This is a genomic window from Mesorhizobium sp. ISC25, assembly GCF_042295465.1.
Lineage (GTDB): Bacteria > Pseudomonadota > Alphaproteobacteria > Rhizobiales > Rhizobiaceae > Mesorhizobium.
Genome location: NZ_CP135441.1, coordinates 2,363,685 through 2,390,206, shown reverse-complemented (window position 1 = coordinate 2,390,206; position 26,522 = coordinate 2,363,685). Strand labels below are relative to the sequence as shown.

The 26,522-nt window shown below is 62.2% G+C and carries 27 protein-coding genes and 2 pseudogenes; 11 read left to right on the top strand and 18 right to left on the bottom strand.

The window, feature by feature from the left end; translation table 11 throughout:
• Positions 1-6: 6 nt before the first annotated feature.
• Together RQ479_RS12040 and RQ479_RS12035 are read right to left on the bottom strand one after the other, a co-directional pair.
• A complete protein-coding gene (locus RQ479_RS12040) occupies positions 7-879 on the bottom strand; it encodes a phosphoribulokinase (RefSeq protein WP_023678839.1) in 873 nt (290 codons plus the stop codon).
• Positions 880-884: 5 nt separating this feature from the next.
• On the bottom strand, positions 885-1,931 hold the full coding sequence (locus RQ479_RS12035; RefSeq protein ID WP_376705233.1) for a class 1 fructose-bisphosphatase: 1,047 nt from the start codon (positions 1,929-1,931) through the stop codon (positions 885-887).
• A 123-nt stretch (positions 1,932-2,054) separates the two neighbouring features.
• Here RQ479_RS12035 and RQ479_RS12030 point away from each other — a divergent pair, with 123 nt between their 5' ends.
• Positions 2,055-3,014 carry a LysR family transcriptional regulator gene (locus RQ479_RS12030; protein ID WP_376705232.1) on the top strand — a complete coding sequence of 320 codons (960 nt, stop codon included), beginning with the start codon at positions 2,055-2,057 and terminating at the stop codon, positions 3,012-3,014.
• 215 nt (positions 3,015-3,229) lie between these two features.
• Here RQ479_RS12030 and RQ479_RS12025 read toward each other — a convergent pair whose 3' ends face one another.
• Complete coding sequence (locus tag RQ479_RS12025) at positions 3,230-3,688, bottom strand: nuclear transport factor 2 family protein (protein WP_376705231.1); 459 nt, start codon at positions 3,686-3,688, stop codon at positions 3,230-3,232.
• 347 nt (positions 3,689-4,035) lie between these two features.
• Positions 4,036-4,398, bottom strand: a complete 363-nt coding sequence (locus tag RQ479_RS12020) for a hypothetical protein (protein ID WP_376705230.1) — start codon at positions 4,396-4,398, stop codon at positions 4,036-4,038.
• Between the two features lie 81 nt (positions 4,399-4,479).
• On the opposite strand from RQ479_RS12020, the gene RQ479_RS12015 reads away from it, so the two are divergent.
• The 4 genes from RQ479_RS12015 (at position 4,480) to RQ479_RS12000 (ending at position 7,786) form a co-directional block, all read left to right on the top strand.
• Positions 4,480-5,058: a TetR/AcrR family transcriptional regulator gene (locus RQ479_RS12015; RefSeq protein ID WP_376705229.1), complete on the top strand. Its 579-nt coding sequence runs from the start codon at positions 4,480-4,482 to the stop codon at positions 5,056-5,058.
• Between the two features lie 46 nt (positions 5,059-5,104).
• A complete protein-coding gene (gene fabF / locus RQ479_RS12010) occupies positions 5,105-6,409 on the top strand; it encodes a beta-ketoacyl-ACP synthase II (RefSeq protein ID WP_376705228.1) in 1,305 nt (434 codons plus the stop codon).
• Between the two features lie 66 nt (positions 6,410-6,475).
• Positions 6,476-7,291 (top strand): oxidoreductase, encoded by an 816-nt coding sequence (locus RQ479_RS12005; protein ID WP_376705227.1) that lies wholly within the window; start codon positions 6,476-6,478, stop codon positions 7,289-7,291.
• 294 nt (positions 7,292-7,585) lie between these two features.
• Positions 7,586-7,786 (top strand): hypothetical protein, encoded by a 201-nt coding sequence (locus RQ479_RS12000; protein ID WP_352493646.1) that lies wholly within the window; start codon positions 7,586-7,588, stop codon positions 7,784-7,786.
• Between the two features lie 27 nt (positions 7,787-7,813).
• On the opposite strand, the gene RQ479_RS11995 is transcribed toward RQ479_RS12000, so the two are convergent.
• From RQ479_RS11995 to RQ479_RS11975, 5 genes are all read right to left on the bottom strand, one after another.
• Positions 7,814-8,443 (bottom strand): hypothetical protein, encoded by a 630-nt coding sequence (locus RQ479_RS11995; RefSeq protein ID WP_376705226.1) that lies wholly within the window; start codon positions 8,441-8,443, stop codon positions 7,814-7,816.
• On the bottom strand, positions 8,443-9,303 hold the full coding sequence (locus RQ479_RS11990; RefSeq protein WP_376705916.1) for an ABC transporter permease: 861 nt from the start codon (positions 9,301-9,303) through the stop codon (positions 8,443-8,445). Before RQ479_RS11990 ends, RQ479_RS11995 begins: the two co-directional genes overlap by 1 nt.
• Positions 9,304-9,314: 11 nt before the next feature.
• Complete coding sequence (locus tag RQ479_RS11985) at positions 9,315-10,103, bottom strand: ATP-binding cassette domain-containing protein (protein WP_376705225.1); 789 nt, start codon at positions 10,101-10,103, stop codon at positions 9,315-9,317.
• A gap of 98 nt (positions 10,104-10,201) precedes the next feature.
• The gene (locus RQ479_RS11980) at positions 10,202-11,128 is read right to left on the bottom strand and encodes a YVTN family beta-propeller repeat protein (protein ID WP_376705915.1); all 927 of its coding nucleotides are present in this window, start codon (positions 11,126-11,128) and stop codon (positions 10,202-10,204) included.
• A 66-nt stretch (positions 11,129-11,194) separates the two neighbouring features.
• Positions 11,195-12,370 (bottom strand): ABC transporter substrate-binding protein, encoded by a 1,176-nt coding sequence (locus RQ479_RS11975; RefSeq protein WP_376705224.1) that lies wholly within the window; start codon positions 12,368-12,370, stop codon positions 11,195-11,197.
• Positions 12,371-12,700: 330 nt separating this feature from the next.
• On the opposite strand from RQ479_RS11975, the gene RQ479_RS11970 reads away from it, so the two are divergent.
• Both RQ479_RS11970 and gfa read left to right on the top strand, forming a co-directional pair.
• Positions 12,701-13,828, top strand: a complete 1,128-nt coding sequence (locus RQ479_RS11970) for an S-(hydroxymethyl)glutathione dehydrogenase/class III alcohol dehydrogenase (protein WP_376705223.1) — start codon at positions 12,701-12,703, stop codon at positions 13,826-13,828.
• 71 nt (positions 13,829-13,899) lie between these two features.
• Positions 13,900-14,469 (top strand): S-(hydroxymethyl)glutathione synthase, encoded by a 570-nt coding sequence (gene gfa / locus RQ479_RS11965; RefSeq protein ID WP_376705222.1) that lies wholly within the window; start codon positions 13,900-13,902, stop codon positions 14,467-14,469.
• A gap of 29 nt (positions 14,470-14,498) precedes the next feature.
• On the opposite strand, the pseudogene RQ479_RS11960 reads toward gfa, so the two are convergent.
• A pseudogene (locus tag RQ479_RS11960) lies at positions 14,499-14,599 on the bottom strand (transposase); the annotation flags it as partial.
• Positions 14,600-14,959: 360 nt separating this feature from the next.
• Between RQ479_RS11960 and RQ479_RS11955 the strand changes: the two are divergent.
• Together RQ479_RS11955 and RQ479_RS11950 are read left to right on the top strand one after the other, a co-directional pair.
• Positions 14,960-15,205 carry a type II toxin-antitoxin system Phd/YefM family antitoxin gene (locus RQ479_RS11955; RefSeq protein WP_376705914.1) on the top strand — a complete coding sequence of 82 codons (246 nt, stop codon included), beginning with the start codon at positions 14,960-14,962 and terminating at the stop codon, positions 15,203-15,205.
• Positions 15,202-15,529: pseudogene (locus RQ479_RS11950) on the top strand (type II toxin-antitoxin system VapC family toxin). The gene RQ479_RS11955 and the pseudogene RQ479_RS11950 overlap by 4 nt, the downstream one beginning before the upstream one ends.
• A 45-nt stretch (positions 15,530-15,574) precedes the next feature.
• Here RQ479_RS11950 and RQ479_RS11945 read toward each other — a convergent pair.
• The 8 genes from RQ479_RS11945 to RQ479_RS11910 form a co-directional block, all read right to left on the bottom strand.
• Positions 15,575-16,405: a BtpA/SgcQ family protein gene (locus RQ479_RS11945; RefSeq protein ID WP_376705221.1), complete on the bottom strand. Its 831-nt coding sequence runs from the start codon at positions 16,403-16,405 to the stop codon at positions 15,575-15,577.
• Positions 16,402-17,310: a ribokinase gene (locus RQ479_RS11940; protein ID WP_376705220.1), complete on the bottom strand. Its 909-nt coding sequence runs from the start codon at positions 17,308-17,310 to the stop codon at positions 16,402-16,404. The genes RQ479_RS11945 and RQ479_RS11940 overlap by 4 nt, the downstream gene beginning before the upstream one ends.
• 3 nt (positions 17,311-17,313) lie before the next feature.
• Positions 17,314-18,084 (bottom strand): glutamine amidotransferase, encoded by a 771-nt coding sequence (locus tag RQ479_RS11935; protein ID WP_376705219.1) that lies wholly within the window; start codon positions 18,082-18,084, stop codon positions 17,314-17,316.
• Positions 18,085-18,112: 28 nt separating this feature from the next.
• Complete coding sequence (locus RQ479_RS11930; RefSeq protein ID WP_376705218.1) at positions 18,113-19,201, bottom strand: phosphotriesterase; 1,089 nt, start codon at positions 19,199-19,201, stop codon at positions 18,113-18,115.
• Between the two features lie 4 nt (positions 19,202-19,205).
• A complete protein-coding gene (locus tag RQ479_RS11925; RefSeq protein WP_376705217.1) occupies positions 19,206-20,210 on the bottom strand; it encodes an ABC transporter permease in 1,005 nt (334 codons plus the stop codon).
• Entirely contained in the window at positions 20,207-21,004 is a 798-nt protein-coding gene (locus tag RQ479_RS11920) for an ATP-binding cassette domain-containing protein (RefSeq protein WP_023721835.1), read from the bottom strand. Before RQ479_RS11920 ends, RQ479_RS11925 begins: the two co-directional genes overlap by 4 nt.
• 74 nt (positions 21,005-21,078) lie before the next feature.
• Positions 21,079-22,017 (bottom strand): substrate-binding domain-containing protein, encoded by a 939-nt coding sequence (locus tag RQ479_RS11915; RefSeq protein WP_376705216.1) that lies wholly within the window; start codon positions 22,015-22,017, stop codon positions 21,079-21,081.
• 116 nt (positions 22,018-22,133) lie between these two features.
• Positions 22,134-22,745, bottom strand: coding sequence for a cupin domain-containing protein (locus RQ479_RS11910; RefSeq protein WP_376705215.1), 612 nt, complete (start codon positions 22,743-22,745; stop codon positions 22,134-22,136).
• A 1,205-nt stretch (positions 22,746-23,950) separates the two neighbouring features.
• Between RQ479_RS11910 and RQ479_RS11905 the strand changes: the two genes are divergently transcribed.
• On the top strand, positions 23,951-24,856 hold the full coding sequence (locus RQ479_RS11905) for a tyrosine-type recombinase/integrase (RefSeq protein ID WP_376705214.1): 906 nt from the start codon (positions 23,951-23,953) through the stop codon (positions 24,854-24,856).
• Between the two features lie 4 nt (positions 24,857-24,860).
• Positions 24,861-26,054 (top strand): IS91 family transposase, encoded by a 1,194-nt coding sequence (locus RQ479_RS11900; protein ID WP_376703298.1) that lies wholly within the window; start codon positions 24,861-24,863, stop codon positions 26,052-26,054.
• Positions 26,055-26,522: the final 468 nt, after the last annotated feature.

Sequence of the window (26,522 nt, the reverse complement as noted above, 5' to 3'; positions counted from 1 at the left end):
TCCTCCTCACGACACACGGTTCTTGCGTTCGATCAATTGCAGGATGAGCGGCGTCAGGATCAGCTGCATGGCGAGGTCGAGCTTGTTGCCGGGCACCACTATGGAATTCGGCCGCGACATGAACGAGTCGTGGATCATCGAAAGCAGGTAGGGGAAATCGATGCCGCGGGGATTGGCGAAGCGGATAACCAGCATCGATTCGTCGGGCGTCGGAATCCAGCGCGCGATGAATGGATTGGACGTGTCGACGATCGGCACGCGCTGGAAGTTGATGGCGGTCTGCGAAAACTGCGGGACGATGTAGCGGACATAGTCCGGCATGCGGCGCAGGATCACGTCCATCACCGCCTCGGTGGAATAGCCGCGCGTTGCGCGGTCGCGATGGATCTTCTGGATCCATTCGAGATTTATGACCGGCACCACGCCGATCTTGAGGTCCGCGTGCCTGGCCAGGTTGATCTTGTCAGTGACGACGCAGCCATGCAGGCCCTCGTAGAAGAGCAGGTCGCTCGGCGGAAATTCGCGCCATTCGGTGAAATGTCCCGGCGGCGTGCCGTACTGCTTCTCCTCATCCTCGTCATGGATGTATGTGCGGGTCTTTCCGGTTCCCCGGCGGCCATATTCCTCGAATACCTCTTCGAGGATTGCCAGTTCATTGGCCTCGGCGTGGAAGTGGGTGAAGTTCGGATTGCCCGCCTTTTCCTCCTCGGCCACCTTCGCCTTCATCGTGGCGCGGTCGTAGCGATGGAAAGCATCGCCTTCGATGAAGGCGGCCCCGATGTTCTCGCGCCGGAAGATCAGTTCGAAGATGCGCTTGACAGAGGTAGTGCCCGCGCCCGACGACCCGGTGATGGTGATGATGGGGTGCTTTGCCGACATGGTCTTTAGGCCCTGAAAAGGCCGCGGCGGCTGAACAGCGGCGCGCGCTCGCCGATGGCGCTCGGCTCGGTGTGGTAGCGGGTGATGCGCGCGACTTCCCGCGCCGATCCGAAAACCATGGGCACGCGCTGGTGCAGGCTCTCGGGTTCGATTTCGAGGGTGCGGGTGATCGTATCGGTGGCGGCACCGCCCGCCTGTTCGACGAGATAGGCGATCGGGTTTGCCTCATAGACGAGGCGAAGTCGCCCCTGCCTGTAGCCCTTGCGCTTGTCGCCCGGATACAGGAACACGCCGCCCCGCATCAATATGCGGTAGCAGTCCGCGACCAGGGAGGCGATCCAACGCATGTTGAAGTCCTTCTCGCGGGGGCCTTCGGTGCCTTCGAGGCAGTCGTCGATGTAGAGCCGCACCGCCTCATCCCAGTGCCGGTAGTTGGCCGCGTTGATGGCGAACTCCTGGGTACGCTGGGGGATGACCCGGCTCTCGTAGGCCTGGACGAAGGTGCCGAGCCTGGCCGAGAGAACGAAGACGTGCGTGCCGCTGCCGAGAGACAGAACGAGCGCCAGTTGCGGCCCGTAGATGAAGAACCCGGCGCCCAGTTGGTTCACCCCTGCCTGCAAATATGAGGCGGCCGGATTCCCATCCGGCGCGCCAGTTGCAGGGAGAAGCGAGAAGATCGTTCCAATCGACACGTTGGTGTCGATGTTGGAAGAGCCGTCGAGCGGGTCGATGGCGATGGCAAGAGGCGCTTGCCTGTCGAGAAGCACTGGCTGGTCCAGTTCCTCGGAAGCGTAGAGCGCGACCGGAGCGTGGCGCATGGCATCGAGAAAGATGTCGTCGGCGAAGACATCGAGATCCTTCTGAACATCGCCGTCAGCATTGGCGCCACGGGTTCCCGCAAAGGCGGTGCCGAGTACCCCTTGATTGATGGTGTTGCGGATCGTGGTGGCCGCCTGCGTCAGCCGACGGACGGTCGTTACGACCGCGGAGCGCAGTTCGTCCGGCTCGCCGAGATAGGAGTTCAGAAAAGCGTCGAGCGTTGCCGCTGGCATCGTAACCTCCCGATCCAGCCGCCTCTCCTCGGATCGGCCGGATTGGGGAATGAAAACAAACGATACCGGATAAGTAAAATTCAATAACTTTACTTTGGCACTAAAAAAATTTTAGTATGCTGCATGAGAAACCTCACGCTCAAGCAGTTCAAGACCGTTCAGGCAATCGTCCGCCACGGGAAAATCGTCAGTGCAGCCAAGGTGTTAGGCCTGTCTCCTCCAGCGGTGACGATCCAGTTGCGGCAGGTTGAGGAAGAGTTCCAACTGGCCTTGTTTGATCGGACGGCGGACGGTATGCGTCCCACTGCCGCAGGTCTTGCCTTCGTCGAGACGGCACAGGCCATCGAGGAGCGGCTTCGTCTGCTCGAAGACAAGATGGATGCGATCAAGGGCGTGCGCGCCGGCAGCTTGCGACTCGGTGTCGTTTCCACAGCCAAATATTTCGCACCGCGGCTGATGGCTGCCTTCATGAAGGAACATCCCGACATCGACATGCGGCTTGCCATTGGTAATCGCGCCGAGACGATCGACAATCTGAAGAATCACGACATCGACATCGCGCTGATGGGACGCCCGGCGAAGGAAGTCCCGGTGCGTGCCTCGGTCTTCGGCGATCATCCGCTGGTCATCATCGCGCCGCCGGACCACCCGCTGGCCTCGGTGCGCGAGATATCCAAGGAGCGCATCGCCCAGGAACATTTCCTCATTCGCGAGTCCGGCTCCGGCACGCGCATCTCGCTGGAAATATTCTTGAGCGACGTGCCTGGCCGCATCGACGATCTCGGCGTCGAGATGGGCTCGAACGAGACGATCAAACAGGCGGTGATGGCCGGGCTCGGCATCGCCTTCATCTCTGCCCACACCATCGCCGCGGAAATCGAGGCTGGCCGGCTGGTCATCCTCGACGTTGTCGGCATGCCGATCCGCCGGCAATGGTTTTCGGTGATGCGCAGCGATCACGCGATCTCGCCGGCGATGGCGACCTTCCACGATTTTCTGATGCGCAAGGGCGCGATGTACCTGCCACTGTTCGGCAAGCTCTATCCGCACGAGGAATCGAACACTAGAGGTCGCGCGAATTAGGGCGCGCGGCCCAAGGCAAACGCTTCAGACAAACGATGGTGCGTATCAGCGGCTGATCGGCTGTGATCTCCAGACCGACGTCCACGAGCCGAGGATCGGGAGGCATCGCTGGTGGCACGCATTTGCGGAGCCGAGGCGACCGCCATCCAAGCGCTGGGCCACGGGGTAGCGCCCCGCGTTCGTTCACGGAACGGTGAGCTTTGACTGAGCTTCTGCTAGCCTACAATTGGTTCGGCGACAGCTTCTTCGAGGCCAGCTGCCGCTTGGGCGGCAAGACCGCGGGCCGCTGCTTGTGAATCGTAAAATTCCTCAAGTGCATAGACTCTGCCCCACCGCAGGGTGAACACGTGGAGACCACGGTTGACGTACGACGCGTCGCCATTGAGCAGCGTTGCCGTGCCGTCCCACTGGGCAAACACGGTGGTATGCCACGGCCAGCCCTTCACCCAGATGTGGTTGACCGTGAGATGGAGATTGGGCAGGACGCGGCCGAGGCGCTCAAACCAGCGGCGCATGGCTTCTTTGTCGTGGCGCTCACCACCAAGCGCGTGGGCGCCGGAAACGCGGTGATGGACATGCGGCGCGAGTGCCTTCACCGCCTCATCCCAGCGATGGTTGTTGACGTGGTCGAAGCTGTCTCGGATCGATTTCTCGACAAAATAACTGTATAGCATTTGACCTCTCCTCAAGCTTATTCGATGGCGTGATCGAAGGCACGGTGGCGCTCCGTCCGCTGATTCTGATGATGCTCGCCGCCATTGGGGAACGCTGGCGTTGATCCGGTGGAACCTTATTGGTTTCTGTCCGGTGGCCGCTGCCGTAGCCGTCTCTAATGCGGCTTTTGCCTGCTCCTAGCGCTCTCGGGAGGACCATCCGAACAGGACACCCGCCAGCACAATGGCGGGTCTCGTTTTCATGCCCATCTCCTCATATCGAGTAGATTGCGTTCGACCTCTACGTCGGCCGCGCGGACGCGAGAGCCCACGGTCCGTAGCACGCAGGTTGCGGTCTGCACGTCGGGTCAGCGCATTGTCGCGTCGGCTCGCAGATCCATCTCCGTCTCGGTCGAGACCGTCACCTGCTCGCCGGACCTTGAGAACGCGTAAAGCGAGCCCTGGTGGCCCGGCATGGAAAAGGCCACGGAGTCGTCGTCGGCGAGAGCCATGACGACGCGCAGCGGATCGCCCCCGGTCTTCGGCGCGAAGGTGGCGGTGACCTCTAGGAGGTCGCCGTCGACCGGGACGTAGTAGACCACCATGTCAAGGTGTCCCTCGTGCAGGCTGCCGCCTTCGATCGGGCGTCCAATGGTGGCTTCCTCGGCAAAAGCCGGGGTCGCAAGAAACAGCGCGGCCAGGAGCGATGCACTCAGGGTTTTGCGGATCATGTTCGTATCTCCTTTTTAGATTGCGTTCGAACTCTATATAGGCTATAGATTACGAACGCAATCTAAAAAAAGAGGTCAACAATGCGCGTAAGTCGCACTCGGGCCGCGGAAAACCGCGAAACCGTAATCAACGTGGCAAGCCGCCTTTTTCGAGAGCGCGGCTTTGAAGGTATCGGCCTTAAGGATCTGATGAAGGGTGCCGGACTGACCCAAGGCGCGTTTTACAAGCAGTTCGCATCCAAGGACGACCTGGCGGCGCAGGCGTCCAGGCGGGCGATGGAGAGCGCCACCCGTCGATGGTCGGCCGCGACGGCGGAAAACCCTGATGATCCGCTTGGCGCGGTGATCGCGTTCTACCTCAGTATGGACCATCGCGGAGAAAAGATGGACGGCTGCCCGATCGTGGCGCTCGGCTCGGATGCCGCCAGACAGGGCAAGGACGTGAAAGCGCCGTTCGAAGCCGGGATCAAGGAGCATCTCGAGATCCTCGGCCGTTTGGTTGCCGAGGCCAATGGCGGGGAGTTCGATGGCAAGGCCATGGCCATTCTCTCGACGATGGTCGGTGCGCTGATGTTATCGCGCGTCATCAACGATCCTGACCTCGCGCAGGCCTTTCTGGATGCGGCGGCCAATCAGGTTCGTGAATCAGCCGGCGCTTGAACGGCGTGGCTGCGCCGGCGGCGCGCCCAAACTAATAGGAAAATAGATGCGACGGATTGTTGTTACGGGCATGGGAGCGGTCACGCCCCTTGCTGCCGATGTTGAAACGTCCTGGTCGCGTCTCCTGGCGGGCCGCTCGGGCATCCGGAGGCTTGCGGATCGTGTGGTGGGCGACCTGCCGGCGAAGGTCGGCGGGGTGGTGCCCTCCACAGAAGAAGATCCGGACGCTGGTTTCGATCCGGAAGCCGTCCTTCCGCCGAAGGATCAGCGCAAGGTAGACCGGTTCATTCTCTTTGCGCTGGCGGCGGCAGAAGAGGCGCTCGCCCAAGCAAGATGGGCCCCCGCCTCGGAAGCGGATCGCTTGCGCACGGCCACGATCATCGCTTCGGGCGTCGGCGGGTTCCCGGCCATAACCGAGGCGGTGCGCACGGTCGACCGGCGCGGCGTCCGCCGTCTATCACCTTTTACGGTGCCGTCCTTCCTGGTGAACCTCGCGGCAGGCCACATCTCGATCCGCTATGGCTTCAAAGGTCCGCTCGGTGCACCGGTGACGGCGTGCGCGGCCGGCATTCAGGCGATCGGCGATGCGGCTCGCCTAATCCGCGCCAATGAAGCCGATATTGCCGTGTGCGGCGGGACGGAAGCATGCATGAATCTTGTCAGCCTCGGTGGGTTTGCCGCGGCACGCTCTCTTTCGACCTCCTTTAATCACCGTCCTGAGGAGGCCTCCCGACCGTTCGACAAGTCGCGCGACGGCTTCGTCATGGGCGAAGGAGCCGGCATGCTGGTCATCGAGGAATTGAGCCACGCGCTGGCGCGCGGCGCAAGACCGCTGGCCGAGCTTGTCGGCTACGGCACGACGGCTGATGCTCATCACGTCACCTCCGGTCCCGAGGACGGCGACGGTGCGCGTCGGGCCATGGAGATCGCAATCGCCCAAGCAGGGATTTCGCCGCGCGAGATTCGTCATCTCAACGCCCATGCGACCTCCACGCCGGTGGGCGACCTGGGTGAGATCGAAGCGATCAAGAGCGTGTTCGGGCGCGATTTCGCGATAGCTGTCAGTGCAACGAAATCGGCGACTGGACACCTGCTCGGAGCCGCCGGCGGGCTCGGAGCTATCTTCGCAATCCTGGCACTCAGGGATCAGATGGCACCGCCGACCCTCAATCTGAGCACTCCCGATCCGGCCGGCGACGGGATCGACTTCGTCGCAAACCGGGCCCGGCCGGTGGCGATGGGCTATGCAATCTCCAATGGCTTCGGCTTCGGAGGCGTTAATGCCAGCGCGCTGTTCCGGCGCTGGACGGATGATCTGGCCGGCGCGAGTACCGGAGGCGCTCATGATTGACGCCTTTCGCTCCGACCTTTCGGACTTCTCCCACGCCAATCCAATACGAAGAAAGAAATGACCTCCATGAACAAGACCAATCTAGGCGTCGCCCTGGTGACCGGGGCATCCAGCGGCATCGGGCACACGACGGCCAAAGCCCTGCAGGACGCGGGCTTTCGCGTGTTCGGAACCAGCCGTCGCGCCGTCGCCGGCGGATCCGACGGCGTTACCATGCTGGCCTGCGACGTGACCGATGACACGTCCGTGGCGAAACTTGTCCAGGACGTCCTGGCCGAGACCGGGCGCATCGACCTGCTCGTAAACAATGCCGGCGTTGGCCTGCTTGGTGGCGCGGAGGAGTCCTCGATGGCCCAGGCCAAGTCATTATTTGACGTGAACGTCTTTGGCGTTATGCGAGTAACCAAAGCGGTGTTGCCGACAATGCGCCGTCAAGGCAAGGGCAGAATCGTCAATTTGAGCTCGGTGCAGGGGTTCATTCCAGCTCCCTATTTCGCGCTTTATTCGTCGACCAAGCATGCCGTTGAGGGCTATTCCGAATCGCTCGACCACGAACTGCGTACTTTCGGAATTCGCGTCGTGTTGGTGGAGCCCGCTTATACCCGCACCTCATTTGAAGAAAATCTCGCCAGGCCGGACCAGTTGCTTGATATCTACGACTCTGCGCGCGCCGGCATGAATGCAGCTGTGCGGAAAGCGATGGAAAAAGGCGATGCGCCGGAAGTGGTAGCCAGGACCGTTTTGGCGGCTGCGACCGATCCCGCTCCGAAGAGGCGCTATGCGGCTGGAAAAATGGCGCGCCAGGTCAGTTTCCTGCGCCGTTTCGTCCCGGCATCCGCATTCGACAAAAGCCTGCGAAAGCAGAACGGGCTGCCGGTCTGAGGTCGACAACAATGATACTCCTGTTTCGGTCGAACCCGTGGGAGAGCGCGTTCCCCGAGTTCACTTTTTTGGCATTGGCACAGCCGGACGCGCGTCTTCGATGCGCTCGCGTCCGCGACCGAGCCCTGCGGTCGTTGGCGTTAGATTAGCGTCATGTTATATTGCGGCGCGAAAGAGCGGGGGCCACGTTCTTTTCACACCCGTAAGCGATCCGTATGTGCGACCCCTGCAGACTGGTCGGTATCACAGAAACTCCCGGGCATGGGGTTCGGGATTCGAGGGGGACAAGGGGTAATGCTTTACACGCTCGTTATGATGGTCTGCCTGACGGATGTGCCGCAGACCTGTGAACAACGCGAACAGATGGTGGACGGCTTGGCGATGAATCCCGGGACCGCCTTCATGCAGGCGCAGTCGCTGGTAGCCCAGTGGATCGGGACGCATCCCGGTTATTTCGTTCAGCGCTGGCGCGTGCTGCCCGGCCGCGGATCGTGATATCCGCCGCGAAGATCGAATGAGGTTCTACTTCTTCGCGGCGAGCGTTTCCGAGACGACCTTGGACAATTGATAAAGCCGCTGCTCGATTATCGTCGGCACGTCACAGACGTAAGTCAGTGATTGGACGCGTTCATTGAAAATTCGCGTTGCGAATTTCAGCTGTTCGGTTCGCCGCTCGATTTCTTCGGGATCTGGATCCGGCTTTGCCCGCAACGCATCGACATCGGACGCTTCCTTGCGCAACGCGGCGGCCATTTCGAGCTGCTTGTGGGCGTAACGGGAAATGCCGGAGATCACCTGCGAGCGCTCGGCGTCCATGTGATCGAACATGCCTTGCACCAGCATCGCCATTTTGGGTGCAAGTTGCTCGGCCGGCAAGGAGGCGGCGAAATGCTTGATCTTCTCTTGAGCTTCCGCAATCGGCATCCGGCGAGCTGCCAGCTCCTCGACCAGGGCGGAGATGGTGGGGTCCTTCGACCAGTCCTTCGCCGCTGAAGGAAGGTCCGGTCCGCTCCAGATCTGGCCGAGCGAGAGTTGCGGCACCTTGCGCTGTATGCAGGGCCAGTCTGGATCGGGGTTGGCTGCCATGGCGTTGACGCCCGGCGCGAGCATGGCAACCAGAGCCAGGCCGCGAACAAGGCTCATTCGTGCCATCAGGCATTTCCTCCCGTGTCCTGTTTGCGGGTCATCAGGCCGCGCGAAGGGTCGTAGGCGATGATGGCGGCGGCAAGGAACAGCAGCGTGCAGCCGGCAACGACGCCCAGCGACAGCCACTCAACCTGGCCGTAGAAGGCGAAGCGGATCAGTTCGACGGCGTAAGTAAACGGATTGGCGAGGCAGATTTTGTAGAGCAGGGGGCTAGCCTCCTGGATACGCCACAAGGGATAGAGTGCCGGAGAAGCGAAATAGCCGGGAAAGATGACGAAGTTCATGATGCCGGCGAAGTTTTCGAGCTGCTTGATCATCGAGGACAAAAGCATGCCGAGCGCGCACAGCATCATGCCTGACAGGAACAGCGCCGGCAGTACGGTGAGATAGCCAAGCGGCGGCGCATTGACGCCCCAGAACCAAGCAACGATCAGGAACGCGTAAACCTGCGCGATCGACACGGCGACACCGGCGAGCATCTTCGAGATCAGTAAAAACCAACGCGGGAAGGGGCTGACCAGCAGGGTGCGCATGTTGCCCATTTCGCGGTCATAGACCATCGACAGGGAAGACTGCATACCCGAAAACAGCAGAATCATGCCGCACAGGCCCGGCGTGATGTAGACCTCGTAGAGCACGTAGGTCTTGTAGGGCGGGATGATCGATACACCGAGCACCTGCCGGAATCCGGCTGCAAAAATGAACAGCCAGACGAGCGGCCGAACCAGCGAGGATATGAAGCGCTCGCGCTGATGCAGGAAGCGCAGGCACTCCCGCACGACGATCCCTTTGAGGCAAATGAGGTAGTGGCGGAGCCCAAATTGTTCGAACTTCACCGGCGTGAGGGCGGCGACTTTTGCGGGCATTGCGGGAGCGCTCATGGCGACATCTCCGCGATGCCGCTTGTTTCGATGCGGTTGAGCCTGGAAAAGGCGTCGCGGATCGAACTGGCACCGCTCGTCCCAACGACATCGGCCACCTTACCCTTGGCAACCAGGTCGCCCTGCCGCAGCACGACGACATGGTCGCCGTCTTCGACCTCATCGATCAGATGCGTCGCCCACAGCACGCCGATGCCCTCGGTTTCGACGAGCTTGCGGATGGTGGCAAGAATGCCCGCACGCGACTGGATGTCGAGACCGACCGTCGCCTCGTCGAGCAGCAGCAGGGAAGGGCGGTGGAGCAGCGCCCGCGCGATCTCGATGCGCCGCATTTGGCCGCCGGAAAGACTGCGTGCCTTGTCATGCTGACGGCCCTGCATGTTGACTGTATCGAGCAGCGCGGCAATGCGCTGCCGGGCTTGGTGTCCGCCAATGCCATGCAGCGAGGCGTGATAGGAGAGGTTCTGGTGGACGCTGAGGTCGAGGTCGAGCGTGCGTGCCTGGAACACGATGCCGACACGTCTGAGCGCTTCGCCCGAAGCGCGGCTGACGTCATGGCCGAAGATGCGGATCGATCCGCGGCGAGTGCCGTAAAGATGGCTGATCAGTGAGAACAAAGTTGTCTTGCCGGCGCCGTTGAGGCCGAGCAGAACGGTGAAAGTTCCCGGCGCGATCGAGAATGAGACGTCGTGGAGCGCCCGCTTCGGACCATAGGAATGGCTGATACCGGCAACATCGAGCGCCGCCACCTCCTCTCCAGGTCCGCTTGTCCTCACATGTTGCATGCCGCTGGCTCCTTCGGGGCGCGCTGGTTATCTAGTGCACTTGCAACATCCCAGCGGCAAAGATTTGTCATGTCGGCCTCCCTGATAATCGCTGCGGTCTAGTGGGGCGATATGGCCACGCCCCAAGGCTGCTGGCCCACCGTGACCGATTGAACCGGCTCGTCGGTCGCCGTGTCGATGAAGGTGATGTCGTTGGAATTGCCGTTGGTGGTGATCAGCGTCTTCTGATCGGGGGTGAAGTCGAGATGCCAGACGCGCTGGCCGACCAGGATGTATTTTTCCACCTCGTAGGTGTCGGTATTGATGACGGCGACGTGGTTGGCTGGGCCGAGCGCGACATAGGCTTTCTTGCCGTCGACGCTGATCGCGATGCCGACCGGCTGGATGGTTTCGGGCCGCAGTCCCGCAATCGCGAACTGGATCTTCTTCACCACCTCGCGTTTGAAACTGTCGATGACGCTGACGGTGCCGCCGATTTCGGCACTGACCCAGATCTGTGATCCGTCGGGCTTGAATTGCGCAAAACGCGGACGCGTGTCGACCAGAACATTGTCGGTCACCTCATGGCTGTCGGTATCGATGAAATGCGCCATGCTGGTGGTTTCGGAGGTGTTGACCATGGTTTTGCCATCGGGACTGACGGCCATGCCTTCAGGCTCCACCCCAACGGGAATCTCGGTCATGACCTGCTTGCTCTCGATGTTGATCGCGGTGACGAGATTGTCATCCTCGTTGGCGACGTAGAGCGTCTTGCCGTCCGGCGAAAGCACGAACAGTTCGGGATCTGGGCCCGATGGCAGCGTGCCCACGATCTGCAGCGTCGCGGTATCGATGATTTCGATCGTATCGTCATCGCTGGCGCACAAATAGATGAACTTGCCGTCGTGCGAGATGGTGATACCGCGCGGCCTCTGGCCGACTTCGACGGTCTTCACCACTTGCATCGTCGCCGTGTCGACGACCGTTACCGTATTGTCTTTCTCGTTGGAGACATAAACGGTGTAAGCCCACGCCGGATTGGCCATGAAGCCGGTCGCGAGAATGGCGAGTGCGCAAGCTCGTCTCTGCACGAAAATTCCTCCCGATTGGTTCTACTTAAGGACGCATTTCGTTTCCGGCTGATCGACGCCGAGCGTATCGAGCTCGGAGATTTGGTGGAGATAACCCTCCTGTGGCGATGTCGAGACCACCGATTCGGTGTCGCCGAGCAGGATTGGCTGGCGAAGCTGATGGTTCCACTTGCGGAAGGTCAGCTTCTGTCCCTTGAAGGCGGCGACCGAGAAATCGTCCGAGCGGATATAGTCGCTGATCTTCTTCGGATCGTCGCCATTGGTCCGCGTGCTGGCCTCGCCCACCGCCCGCACCGCCGTCCAGGCCGACATATCCTTGGACAGCATTCGGCGGCCGGTCGTCCTCAGGAAACGGCTCTGCATTTGAATGCCACCCCATTGCTCGCTCGCGGGATGCCAGGACGATGCGACAAGACCGGCCGTGCCAGCGACCAGCCGCGGTGTCCAGGTGCGGTAGGGCACATAGGTTCCGAACACCTCGCTCTCATCGGCGACAAGCACCACGTCATGCTCCGGCAGATCCTGCGTGAACACGGAAATCTGCTGCTGTATCTGCGTGGCGCCAGTGTCGGTGCGGCGCGCCGTGCCAGTGTCTTTGAATTCTTTCTCGGCGACGATCTGACCGCCGAAGCGAGCCGCCGCGCGGCGCAACGCGGCCGCATAGAGATGATCCCGCTCGTGCGAACCGTAGAGCAGCACCCAATTCGGCCATTTCTTTACCACGAGATACTGCGCCAGCGCGTCGGCCAGCATGCTTCGCGTCGGCGCCACATGGAAAATGTTTATGCGGCAGTCTTCCTCGCGCAGGCTGTCGTCAGTGGCGCCGACATTGAAGACCAGAACGCCCTTGTCGCGGGCGATATCGGCGATCGACAGCAATTGCCTGGCCGAGAGGTCCGCGACAACATAGCGGTCACCTTTGGCGATCAGATCGTTGAACGCCCGAACCGCGTCGGCGTCCGGCTTGACCTCGGCTATGTCGAGGCTGAATTTCTGGCTGAGGAACTTTCCTGTCGTATTGTTATCGCTGATCGCCACATTGGCGCCGGCGACACCTTCGTCGCGTGGCGGCAGGTCCAGCAGCGAAAGCGCCAGTTGCGGCGCGTAGGCCCGCAAATAACCTATTCTGATTTCGGTTATCTTTCTTTCCGGCCTGTCGGTTGCGACGGGTTGCTTGCCCGTCGCTTCCTGGGCCATCACGTCCGCAACATTGGCGGTCTGGAAAAAAAAGCACAAAAAGGCCGCGAGAGTGCCTGGCACCGCGCTCGTCATCGATAAAACTGCCCATTCTTGCACTAAAGTCCGATTGTTCCCGGACCAGCGCGAATTCAAGGTGCCCACAATGAGCTTAGCGGACCCCACAAGATTTATCAAAGCCCTGCAAGTGGACTTACGTGTCTGCTTTAGTCCTATAGCTTTTCGGGGAGATACGGCGGTGAATGAGCGTGTTGCGGTCTTCGACTCCGAGATCATCCGCAGCAATGCCGGAATGTGAAACTCTATGGGTTGTCTTGGGAGGATTGCCTGATGAAAACGCGCGCCGCTGTCGCCGTCGCCGCCGGAAAGCCGCTGGAGATCATGGAGGTCGACCTCGAAGGTCCCCGTGAGGGCGAGGTGCTGGTCGAGATCAAGGCAACCGGCATCTGCCACACCGACGAGTTCACGCTGTCGGGCGCCGACCCGGAAGGCCTGTTTCCGGCGATCCTTGGCCATGAGGGCGCCGGCATCGTCGTCGACGTCGGTAAGGGCGTCACCTCGGTCAAGAAGGGTGACCATGTCATCCCGCTCTATACGCCGGAATGCCGGCAGTGCCCGTCCTGCCTGTCGCGCAAGACCAATCTGTGCACCGCCATCCGCGCCACGCAGGGGCAAGGCTTGATGCCCGACGGCACCTCGCGCTTCTCGATCGGCAAGGACAAGCTGTTCCACTATATGGGCTGCTCGACCTTCTCCAACTTCACCGTGCTGCCCGAGATCGCGGTGGCCAAGGTCAATGCCGACGCCCCGTTCGACAAGATCTGTTACATCGGCTGCGGCGTCACCACCGGCATCGGTGCTGTGATCAACACGGCCAAGGTCGAGCAAGGCGCGACCGCCGTCGTCTTCGGCCTCGGCGGCATCGGCCTCAACGTCATCCAGGGCTTGCGCCTTGCCGGCGCCGACATGATCATCGGCGTCGACCTGAACAACGACAAGAAGGAATGGGGCGAGAAATTCGGCATGACGCATTTCGTCAATCCGAAGGAGATCGACGGCGATATCGTGGCTCATCTCGTCAACATGACCAAGCGCGGCGCCGACCAGATCGGCGGCGCCGACTACACGTTCGACTGCACCGGCAACACCAAAGTCATGCGGCAAGCGCTTGAATCGTCGCATCGCGGCTGGGGCAAGTCGGTCATCATCGGCGTTGCCGGCGCCGGCCAGGAGATCTCGACGCGGCCGTTCCAGCTGGTCACCGGCCGCACCTGGATGGGCACCGCCTTCGGCGGCGCGCGCGGCCGCACCGACGTGCCGAAGATCGTCGACTGGTACATGGCCGGCAAGATCGAGATCGATCCGATGATCACCCACACGCTGAAGCTCGAGGACATCAACAAGGGTTTTGACCTGATGCATGAAGGCAAGTCGATCAGGAGCGTGGTGGTTTACTGAGGAGGAGAAAGCCGCCGGCTCACCAGCCAGCGGCCGAAAAATGCAGATGTTCAACAAGGGAGGAGACAAAAATGCCGGAAAAACTGCATCCTAAAATCGACAATGGGCTGCCCAGGGAAAAGCCCGACTTTGCCGGCGGCACGCTGGTCTGCGCCTGCACCAGCAACCCGGTCAAGGTGAAGGTCAAGGGCCAGATCGCCCATAACCATGCCTGCGGCTGCACCAAATGCTGGAAGCCGGAAGGCGCACTGTTCTCGGTCGTGGCGGTTGCCGCTACAAACGACGTGACGGTGACCGAAAACGGCGACAAGCTGAAGGTGGTCGATCCGGGCGCGCTGATCCTGCGCCATGCCTGCACCGGCTGCGGCGTCCACATGCACGGCCCGGTCGAGCGCGACCACGCTTTCAAGGGGCTGTCCTTCATCCATCCGGAGCGCTTCCAGGAGGATGGCTGGTCGCCTCCAGGCTTCACCGCCTTTGTCTCGTCGATCATCGAATCCGGTGTCGATCCGAGCCGCATGGACGGCATCCGGTCACAGCTGAAGTCGATCGGGCTCGAACCCTACGATTGCCTCAATCCCGGCCTGATGGATTTTATCGCCACCTGGACGGCAAAGAGATCCGGCGCGTTGCCGGCCTAGTAGCCGCTCGACTATCATCGATCGAGCCGGGTGACGTCGCCGCCCGGCACGATCATGTGCACGTGCGGATGGTGGGTCATCGCGGAGCCCATGTGTGGAGGACGGCGGTGATGCCGATACGGGCGCCGAGAGCGTAGGCCTCGACGCCCTAGTTTGAGGCATTGCCCATTTTCAATCGCCTCGATTGCGTCGAGGTGCCCAGGCGCGGTCAGCTGATACGGGTTCTCAGCGTTGAGATCTCCCTTATTCTGTCCCATCCGCCGGGCCCCTGACGCCGCCTGTGGAGCAGAAGAAGCTGGTGGCGCTCAAGAGCGCGCGAGCGGTTCACACAAGCATTGGCGTCCGCCCAGGCGGCTGCACGAAGATCTGCCACGGCTTTTGCTCGAGGACATGGGCAAGTGGATCCGCCCCATCCTATTCGCCGACAGATACACACTTGAGATCAGGCCTGAGTAGACTAAGCTGCTTGGACTAAGTCATGAGACCCGCAATGCGCACCGTCAATATTCGCGAGGCCAAGACGCATCTGTCTCGTCTTGTCGACAGGGCGGCCAAAGGCGAATCCTTCATCATCGCCAAATCCGGCAAGCCGATGGTCAAGGTCGTTGCCCTGGACGCACCTGCGGCCGGCGAAATGCGTCGCGTGGGGTTTATGGCCGGGCAGTTTTCAGTTCCGGACGATTTTGATCGCATGGCCGATGAGGAAGTCGAGAAGCTGTTTGGCGGCGACGCATGAAGCTTCTGCTCAATACCCATCTTCTGCTCTGGGCGGCAGGCGAGCCCGGAAAGCTCCCGCCCGCCGCCCTTGCTGAGATCGAGAATGTCGACACCACCTGACCTTCAGCGCCGCAAGTCTCTGTGAGATTGCCATCAAACGCGGTCTGGGCCGCCCTGACTTCAGGGTCGATGCGCGTCTTTTACGTCGATGGAGGCGCTTCCACCCATCCACAAGGACCCCTTCGATCGGATCCTGATTGCTCAATCGATTGTGGAAGGCATTACATGGCTGACCGTCGACGATCTGGTCGCGCAGTATCCTGGGCCCGTCCGTCGTCTCTGATGGAGGTGGTCCGAGCCCCTCGGTGGGGTAGGCGGTTGAAGTCAGCTATCGCTTCAGACCACCCATGAACGCCTTTACTCGAGCAGAGTCGACTTGGTTCCACCAGACGCCGTCGTGCTTCAGCGCGCTGGCGATGATGATCCCGTCGACAATGGCGAGGATATCCCTGGCGTTGTCCGCCGTGACACCGCTGCCGACCAGCGTCGGCAGGCCGGCGGCCTGCTTGATCATGCTTATGTAGCCCAAATCCGCGGCGTGGCCGGTGCGCTGGCCGGTGGCGATGATCGCATCGGCATCGAAGAAGACCAGGTCCTTGACCAGTTCCTCCACCGGACGGTCGGCGACGATGGCGTGTGCGCCGTGCTTGACATGGGCATCGGCGAAAATGCGGATGCCGTTGGCGCGCAGCCTGGCGCGGTAGCGCGCCGCGCGGCCCGACTCGCCTTCGACAAAACCCTCATTGGCGACATAGGCGTTCGCCCATTGGTTGACGCGGACGAAACCAGCGCCGGCAGCGCTGGCGATCGCCAAGGCCGGGATCGCGGCATTGGCCAGCACATTGATGCCGATCGGCCTGCCGAGCTCGCGGCGGATGCGGTCGGAGACGACCGCCATATAGGCCGCCGTCTCCGGCCCGATATCGTCAGGCTTGGCGAAGGGAATGTCGCCATGGTTCTCGACGATAACGCCGTCGCAGCCGCCGTCGAGATAGGCTTTGGCGTCATCGAGCCCGCGCTGGTAGATCACTTCCACGGCCGCGCCGTTATAGCGCGGCGCGCCGGGCAGCGGCGCCAGGTGAACGACGCCGATCACCACCTTGGTGCGGCCGAAAAGGTCTAGAAGCGCGTCGCCGCCGGATTGGCCGATCTGGGTCATGAGAGCTCCATTTGATCGATGAGCACCGCCATCTCGGAGGCGGAAGGACAGGATGCCAGCGTGCCCGGCCGTGTCACGGCGATCGCGGCGGCCGCGAGCGCAAGCTCCAGCGCCGAGGTGACCGGCATGCCCCGCGCAAGCCCGCCGGCGAGGCAGCCGCAGAACACATCGCCGGCGCCGCTGGTGTCGAGCGCCTCGACCTGCGGCGCCGGCAAACGAAGCGGCTTTTCATGGCCCCGGCCAAGCACGAGACAGCCGGCGGCACCGAGCGTGATGACGACGGTGCCCGCGCCTTTGGCTACCAGCGCGCCGGCGGCTGCTGTCATATCGTCCCGGCCGGTCAGGGTTTTCGCCTCGGATTGGTTGACAACCAAAACCTCCGCCAGGCCGAGATCGGGCAGCGAAATCGCATCGATCGGGCTGGCGTTGAGAACGGTGCGTGCGCCGTTTTCCCTTGCTGCCCCGAGGCAGGCGTTGGTCACGGCAGCCCGCAAATTTCCCTGGCAGACGAGGATGTCGCCGGGCGCGATCCAGCGGACAAGTGCTGTCTGCGCAACCGGGTCGAAGGCTTCGCTGCAGGCGACGCCGCTGACGATGAAATTCTCTCCGCCTCGATCGACGACGATGGTCGAGCGGTCGCTCGGCAGCTCGAATTCGCTCACCTCAAGGTCTGACAGTTCGCTGTCGAGACGGCTCCTGATCCATGTGCCTGCCCGGTCTTTGCCGAGCGCCGTCCAGAACGTCACCTCTGCACCAGTCCGCGCTGCCGCGACCGCCTGGTTGGCGCCCTTGCCGCCGAGCCCGTCGGCATAGCTCACGGCATTCAAAGTCTCGCCCGCGGCAGGGAAGCGGCCGACGCGAAACACGGTATCGACGCAGGCATTGCCGAGGACGTGGACATGCATGGCTCAGCTCTCAGCGGTCGCCCAGCCCAGCATCTGTTCGAACAGAGTTTTGTAGCCTGACCAGGCGATGAATTGCGGCGGCAGCCAATGCGGCCCGACATCGGATGTCCAGGCCACAGTGCGGCCCTTGCCGTAATGGCCGGTGACAAGCAGCGGCAGCGAGCCATAGTCCGACGACACGCTGGCCAGAACTTCCGCATCGTCCTTCAGCGTCACCTCGTTAAAACCGAGCAGGATCGGCCAGTCCGAGCCGAGGCCCCTGAGGATGGGATGGCTCGACCCTGGTTTCGGCACAGGCGCAAAACCTTCGGGAACCTCGACGCGGTCGTCGTAGGCCAGGCAATTCACCGGCAGCACGTCCTCGACCGGGGTCTTGCGGTAGCGCGCGCCGCCATTGATGCCCTGGAAGCTGTAGTAACCGCCGAACATCAATAGACCGCCGCCACCGCTGACGTAATCGCGCAGCAGGCGCAGGCGGTTCGGCGTCGGCTTGGAGTGGACCCAGGTGTCGGGATGCAGCAGCAGCGTGTTGGCGCCGATGTCGGAGAGCACGACCGCGTCATAGGCCGACAGCGCCTCCATGGTCTGAGGAAAGCCGCGCTGCGCCTCATGTGCCGGCATGAAGGTAACGTCGAAGTCGGTCGCCTTCAGCGCGTCCAGCAACTCGTCCGCGCCGGTGTGGTAGGTAACGGTCGGAAACTGATCGAAACCCTTGATATGGGTCGCGGTCGACACCCAGGATTCGCCGGCAAGCAGGATTTTCTTCTTGGACATTTGAACTCCCGTCGTAACTCGAGGCCATTTAGAGCCGCGCGAATACGCTCCTTGGATTAGCGATCAGCATGCGGTCGATGGCCGCCTGCTCGACGCCGTGGCGTTTCAGGCGCGGTATGAAATGCTTCAGGATATAGCCATAGCCGAAGCCGCCGAAGCGCGTCAGCATGATCTTGAGGAACACATCCTGCGACAACAGAAGGCGGTCGCCCAAATCTGCCTCGACAAGGTTCGCGATGGCGCGTGCATTCTCCTCGTCGGAGGGCGATTGCGCGTCCTGGTCGGCGTAATAATAGTCCATGCCGATCATGTCGTATTCGAGGAACGCGCCGCGCCGGGCGAGGCTTTTCTGGTAATCGGGATCGTCGTGGCTCGGGTTCATGTGGCAGAGCACGGTGTGGCGAAGATCGGCGCCTTCGGCCTCGACGATATCGAGCACGTCGTGCGCCAGCCGCTCCCAGCCTGGCAGATGGATCGACAGCGGCACGCCGGTGATGCGCGAGGCGCGCGCCGAAGCTCGCAGCGACTTGCGTTCCTCGGCGGTGAAATCCTTGCTGACGCCGACCTCGCCGATCAGCCCGGCCATGATCGGCGGCTGCGTCTCGCCGCCGCCGACATCGTTGACGATGAACTCGGTCACGGCGTCCACATCCATCGCCTTCAGCCATTCGGGATGGGTGTGCTCGAGATAGAAGCCGGTGCCCATGACGATCTTCAGGCCGGACATGCGGCTGATGCGGGCGAGCTTTTCGGGGTCGCGGCCGATTCCGATATTGGTGGCATCGACGACGGTGTGGCCGCCCAGCGCGCGATAGCGCTGCAGCTCCGACAGCGCCAGGTCGGCGTCGTCCAGCGAAACGTTGTCGCGGTTGACGTAAGGGTTCATGCGCAACTCGCCGATGATCTCGATGTTCACCGGCTGCTCGGCGATCGCAATGTCATCGGGATGGCAGGGGCATTTCCAGCTGCGCGCGCCATCGAGCAAGATGTGCTCGTGCATCAGCGTGATGCCCATTTCCTCGACCGGAACCGGGCCGAGCACGGTCATCACATGGCCGGTTTCGACCCCGATTGGCAGCCGTTGCGTGGGCACCGCGTCATCGAACAGATCGCTCATCGGCTCAACGGCTCCGCACGGCGCCGCGAAACAGGCGGAAGTTCAGCCAGATGGCGATCAGGATGATCGTTCCGGTGACTATCGGCGTCAGGAAAGGCGACAGATGCGCCAGGATCAGGCCGTTGCCGAGGACGGCCACGGTCAGCGCGCCGAGCACCGTGCCGATGATCGTTCCGCGGCCGCCGAACAGGCTGGTGCCGCCGAGCACGACGGCAGCGATGACTTCCAACTCGAAACCCTGTCCGGCATTCGAGGATCCCGATCCAAGCCGGGCAGCAATGATGATCCCGGCAAGGGCTGCCGCGGTGGCGGAAATCACATAGACGAAGAGCGTCGTCTGCCGCGTGTTGACGCCGGCACGCCGCACCGCCTCGGCGTTGGCGCCGATGCCGGTGACATAGCGGCCGAACGGCGTCTCGTTGAAGGCGAGATAGGCGATGGCCAGGATCGCCAGCGCGATCAGCGCCGGCACCGGCACGCCAAGGAACCAGGCGCGGCCCAGCACGGTGAAAGTGCTTCCGGGCTCGATGGGGATGGAATAGCCGCCGGTGATCAGCAGCGCCACGCCACGGATCACCGAAAGCCCGGCAAGCGTGACGATGAAGGACGGGATGCCCTCATAGGCGATGAAATAGCCTTGCACCGCGCCAAGCAAGGCACCGAGCGCCAACATGGCGAGGATAACGACTGGCCATGGCAGGCCGAACTGCAAAAGCGTCGCCGACAGCGTCGCCACCAGCGCCAGTACGGAGCCGACCGAAAGATCGATGCCGCCAGTGGTGATGACGAAAGTCATTGCCGCGGCGACGATCAGCAGCGGCGCCGACTGCCGCAGGATGTTCAACAGATTGGGCGATGTCAGAAAGGCGTCGGTCGCAACCGAGAAGATGATGCAGACGACCAGAAAGAACAGCGCGATCGAGACGACACTGCCATTGGCGAGCAGCGCATCGCGCCAGGTGCCCTTGCGCACCCGTGAGGGCTGGGCGGCGTGGATCGCGTCGCTCATGCCGGCGCTCCACCGCGATAGCCATTGGTGGCGGAGCGCGCGCTGAACTTGCGGCCGACGATCAGATTGACCACGTCTTCGATATTGGTCTCGCCGATCAGCCGCTCGGCGACGTTGCGCCCTTCATACATGACCTGGATGCGATCGCAGACGAGGAACAGATCCTGCAGCCGGTGGGTGATCAGGATGACGCTGACACCGCGCGCACTGACCGCGCGGATCAGTTCGAGCACCGCCTCGACTTCGGCCACGGCAAGCGCTGCCGTCGGCTCGTCCATGATCAGCACGGCCGGCTCGAACGAGGCGGCGCGGCCGATCGCGATCGACTGGCGCTGCCCGCCGGAGAGGTTTTCAACCTTGAGCCGCGTGTCGGCAATGACGATACCGAGCCGATCGAGCATCTGGCGCGTCTCGTCGTGCATGCGCTTCTTGTCGAGAAAGGAAATGCCTGCGATGCGGCGGCGCGGCTCGCGGCCGAGAAACAGATTGCCGGCGACATCGACCGTGTCGCAGAGCGACAGGTCCTGGTAGACCATCTCGACGCGCGCCGCGCGCGCATCCGCCGGCGAGCTGAAGATCACCGGCTTGCCGTCGATCTCGATGGTGCCGGCGTCGGGAACCACAGCCCCCGACAGCACCTTGCTCAATGTCGACTTGCCGGCGCCATTGTCGCCGACCAGCCCCAGCACCTCGCCCGGCTTCAGCGTCAGCGACACGTCATCGAGCGTCTGGATGGCGTTGTAGCGCTTTGAGATGCCGCTCATCCGCACCCGATAGGTCTGGCCACTGCTCATCTGGGATTCCACGCGATTGCAAGTCATCCGCGGCGCAGCCTCAGACTGCGCCGCGGCTCGGTCGCCGACGCAGTTTACTTGAACATCGCGCGGTATCGGTCGACATTCTTCTTGGTCACGATCGTCACCGGGATATTGATGATCGGATCGATTTTCTCGCCCTTCTTGAGCTTGCCCAGCGCTTCGACCGCAGCCTTGCCTTCGCCGGCCGGATCCTGCTGCACGACCGCCACCACCCAGCCGTCATCGATGCCCTGAACGGCCTGCTTGGTCAGATCCCAGCCGAACACCTTGACGTCGCCGGTGCGGCCCTGGCTGGTCACCGCCGAAACGGCGCCGAGCAAGGCCGGCTCTCCGGTCGCATAGAGCGAGTTCATGTCCGGATTGGCCGTCATCAGGTTTTCCGAAGCGCTCAATGCGGTCTCCTGAACGTTCTGGCCGTCGACCGTGTCGAGGAAGGTGACGGCCTGGCCGCTTTCGGTCACCGCCTTCTTGAAGCCGTCGAGCCGCTGGTTCTGGATGAATGAATTGAGTGCGCCGACGATACCGATCTTGGCCTTGCCGCCCATCTCGGTCTTCACATAGTCGGCGTAGAATTTGCCGATGTCCTCGCCGGCCTTGGTGTTGTCGACGCCGATGAACGAAATATTGTCGCCGTCGGGGATCTGCGCGTCGATGGCTATGACGGGAATGCCGGCCGCCTTAGCCGCGGTGATCGCAGGCTTGACGCCGTTGACGTCGATGGCGACCAGAATGACGCCGTCGACTTTCTGCGTGATGTAGTTCTCGATCGCGTCGTTCTGCGCGCTCGGCACATTGTTGGCGTTGAAAATGACCAGCTTGGCGCCGGCGGCGTCGGCTGCCTTTTGCGCGCCCTCGTTGATCTGGTTGAAGAACAGGGCCTGCTGGTTGATGTTGACGAGAGCGTACGTATCGGCAAGCGCCGATCCCATGGCTGCCGAGCCCATGGCAATGGCGGCGGCACAGCCGGCGAGAAGTTTGAACAGACGCATTTCGGTTCCCCTTGCTTGCGGACCAGACCGCGGCTGGTCCCGTTGGTGCTACAGGCACGAGGCAAACATTCAAGAGACTTGAATATTTGTCAATCCAAATGAACGCAGAGCCTTGTTCAGAAAGTCGCGGGCGTGTTGACCCAGAAAATGCTGGCGCGTTCCTTGCCGATATTGCGGTAATGATGCGGCAGCTCCGACCTGAACACGAAGGCATCGCCGGTGGCGAGAGCATGGCTCTTGCCGTCGACGATCAATTCGATCCGGCCGGCGAGCACATAGCCGACTTCCTCGCCGGCATGCTGGATCGGACCTTCGCTCGAGCCCTCGGCCTCGATGTGATGGATGTTGCATTGTAAGAGGTGGCCAGGCGAATACGGAATGATGCGTTCGAGCGAAATTCCTTCGCCACGCCGTAGCGCGTCGAGCGCAATCAAAGGCCTTGCGCCCGCCCGGAATACGATCGCCTCGTCGTCATCGACTTGCTCGAACATCCAGCCGATGTTGGTGTCGAGAACCTCGACCAGACGGTGAAGCATGGGCAGGGATGGCGAAGCCTTGCCGTTCTCGATCTTGGACAGCAGGCTTTCCGAGCACTTCGCAGCCGCAGCCAGCGTCTTCAGCGTCATGCCGCGTGTCTGGCGGGCGAGGCGCAGCCGAGTTCCAAGTCTCGCGGCATTTACGGTGGCGTCCGTTTCTGACTCTGGCCGCCGTCGATCGATTTTGTTCATCTGTTCGCCAACCATCCAACAGTCAAGGGCAACTATCGCGCGAGCAAAAGACCTCGGCCGACGATTTGCAAGTGCTGATGCGTCAAATTCGAGACTGCAGCCGCAGCTACCGCATCTGGCCAATGCTGCTCCCGCATGAACAGCACTGATGATCCCGCGCCAGTTATCCCCTATCGCTTGGCTGTCCATCGTGGTCGAAATCGCCAGCCGTTACCGCGTTGCATCAGGTGGCGAGTGGACCGGGAACGACAATGCGGGCGAGCCGGGCCACACAGCGAATCTACACAACCACGGCCGTGCCGGCACGATAAAATCTGGACTGTCACCGAATTCGCGGAGTCCGCCGGAAGTCACCCGCGTCAGTGCCCTATGGAGTTATGCCTAGGGTGCGCAGGCTCTCGGTGGCCGCGATGTATTCAATGAAATCCTTGGGGCAGTCGCGCACGGCCTGGCTTCGACAATTTTGAAGAAAGTCCGACAGAAGTAATGGACTAGCACCTTGCGGATGTGAATTGCGGAAGCGATGCGCGGTCAATGCTTTAGAAGTATAGACACCTCGACACGAGGTGCGAAGAAGCAACGCCAATACAGCTGATTGGTTACAACATATTTATTTTCGCATATGTGGTATTGACCGTCCGGGGATTCCTGTACACGGTCCCGTGGGATGGTGAAATTATGCGGCAAATAAGTGTAACCACCGTCTACCCTGGACCGCACCGAAGACCGAGGTATGGCGCGGCAATCGGAACCACCGCAGCACTTGAATTTGGTCTGTGGGTCAATCTTGTCTTCGTACCAATCATGGGCGCTGGCGGCTGTTGCCGCGGCAATACACATCGCCGTCAAGATGAGCCTTCGCATGGCATTCCTCAAGTATCTGGCAGGCGCTGCTCGTTGGAGTTTCCATGTATATTAGCGTTCCATTGAAAATACCATTGGCCTCCGACCGACTTGACGCAGCTCCTGCAAGCGACGCTCGCAACGGAAGACCGCATTGGGCCACGTCAGGACGACATTTGCGCCGACCAAAGGTCCGCTCTTGTAGCTCAGGGTTGGAAAGCCGACCGTCTGCTCTGCGCCCAATGCACGAACCCGCTTCGCGGGAGGGGCACGTCGTTCTGAGATGGTGCGACAGGGATTGGTCTTGAGCGGGTAGTAGCTGCGATCCGACCATGGAGTTCCTTCAACGAGAGGAACTTGCCATGGATACTCTGTCGACCGATGCACCGATTACGCCGCTTCGCCAGCGCATGCAGCAAGATATGCTCATGCGGGGCCTGGGGCCCCATACCCAGCAGGACTACGTTCGTCACGTCCGGCGCTTCGCAGCCTTCCTCCGACGCTCTCCCGATACTGCGACGCCCGAGGACATCCGTCGCTTCCAGCTGTATCAGCATGAGAACGGCGTCGGGCCTGCGACCATCAACGGCGCGGTCTCAGCGTTGCGGTTCCTGTTCCTGATGACGCTGAAGCGGCGGGATCTGGCCCATGTGCTGGTGATCATGCGCTATCCACGAAAGCTGCCAGACGTGCTGAGCGTGGAGGAAGCGGCGCGGCTGCTCGAAGCAGCACCTGGCATCAAGTACAAGGCCGCGCTCGGTGTTGCCTATGGCGCGGGCCTGCGCGTATCGGAGGTCGCGCACCTCAAGGTCGATGATATCGACAGCACACGCATGCTGATCCGGGTCGAACAGGGCAAGGGACGCAGGGACCGCAACGCCATGCTCTCGCCGCAACTCTTGGAACTGCTGCGGCTGTGGTGGCGCGAAGGCAAGCGTCGCGGGGTGATGCTTCCGCATGGCTGGCTGTTCCCGGGGCGCAGTTGCACCGATCCGATCTCGTCACGGCAACTACATCGCGCGGTTCAGGAAGCCGCCGAAGTCGCCGGTATCCGCAAGCGCGTCAGCCCGCATACGCTGCGGCACAGCTTCGCCACCCATCTGCTCGAGCAGGATATCGACATCCGCGTCATCCAAGTGCTGCTCGGGCACAGCAAGCTCGAAACGACAGCGCTCTACACCAAGGTCTCGACCCGGACGATCCACGCGGTCGCAGGGCCGCTCGACCGGCTGATGGCGCTGATGGAAGGCAAGACGCCTCCCGGCTGAACCGGTGCGGGGGGACCTGGAGGTCGCCGATATCTTCCGTGCTGCGGGTCCCGGATACCGGGTCGCCCATGCAGGGCACCTGAGCCAGCAGCATCTCAAGGTGATGTCGGCGATCGAGAACTGCCGCACCGCAGCCCTTGGCGGTCACGTCGAGGCCTGCGAGGACTGCGGCCAGTGGCGCATCGCCTACAACTCCTGCCGCAACCGGCACTGTCCCAGGTGCCAGGGCGCGGCCGCGCGGACATGGCTCGCCGAGCGCGAAGCCGACCTGCTGCCAGTGGGCTACTTCCATGTCGTGTTCACGCTGCCGGCCGAGGTCGCCGTCATAGCCTTCCACAACAAGGCGCTGGTCTATGACCTGCTGTTCCGCGCGGCATCGGAGACGATGCTGACGATAGCAGCGGACCCCCAGCATCTCGGCGCGCGCATCGGCATCACCGCCGTGCTCCACACGTGGGGCTCGGCAATGACGCACCATCCTCATGTCCACATGATCGTGCCGGGCGGCGGCATCGCGCTCGACGGGACCCGCTGGATCTCCTCGCGCCCGGCCTTCCTCCTTCCGGTGCGCGTGCTCGGCAAATTGTTCCGCCGCCTGTTCCTCGCCCGGCTGATCGCACTGCACGATGCTGGACGGCTCGCCTTCTTCGGATCGATGGCGCACCTCGCCGAGCGACGGGCCTTCCTACGCCACCTGGCTCCCCTCAAGAAGAAGCGCTGGGTGGTCTACGCCAAGCCGCCCTTCGCCGGTCCCGAGGCGGTGCTCGCCTATCTGTCGCGCTATACCCACCGGGCCGCGATCTCGAACCGCCGCCTGATCGCCTTCGAAGAGGCTGGCGTCACCTTCCGCTATAAGGATTACCGCCGCGACGGCACCGACCGGCAGCAGGTCATGACGCTCGCCACAGACGAGTTCATTCGCCGCTTCCTGCTCCATGTCCTCCCGCGCGGCTTCCATCGCATCCGCCACTATGGCTTGCTTGCAGGCGGCTCTCGCAAGGACTGCCTCGCGCGCGCCCGCCAACTGCTGGCGGTCGCGCCTGCCGTCACGAACGATCCTCCGGCGGAACCGGACGACTTCCGCCGGCCGTGCCCATGCTGCGGCGGGCGTATGATCGTCATCGAGGTGTTCGAACGGTGCAGCCAGCCGCGCGGACCGCCGGGCGCACGGATGACGAACCGGGAGACCGCCCCATGACCCGGCATGGCCGGTCTGGCCACACACCCGCGCTACGCCGGCGCGGGTCAACGGAAACGCCTGTGCGCTTCGCTGTGGCGCCAGTCTCCCGGGACCCAAACCACACCGTCCTCATCGCGACAGGCTACCCGACCAGGCCGGAAGGCTACTTCCTCGACGCCCTGACAGCACCGCGCGCGGACGTTCGCGACAGGCGCCGGCACACCTCGAAACACAAATCCCCATAGCTCGCCGCCTGCTGCCCGCGGGTTCCTGCATGAGAGGCTTTCGTACGCCTGACGGCACCCGAAACCCTTCGCAATGTCGGTCATAGAAACTGTTTTTCCGGCTTCTCGAAAGCGGACATTGCAGGATCCATCACCAACGTCGTACTCGCGCCATAAGCCGCCGTTCCCGACAGTTCTCCGGACCGGACGTTCGCGCTCCGGCAGGTGCCGACCCTTCTCTGCCGTTCCTCTGGAGCAGGTG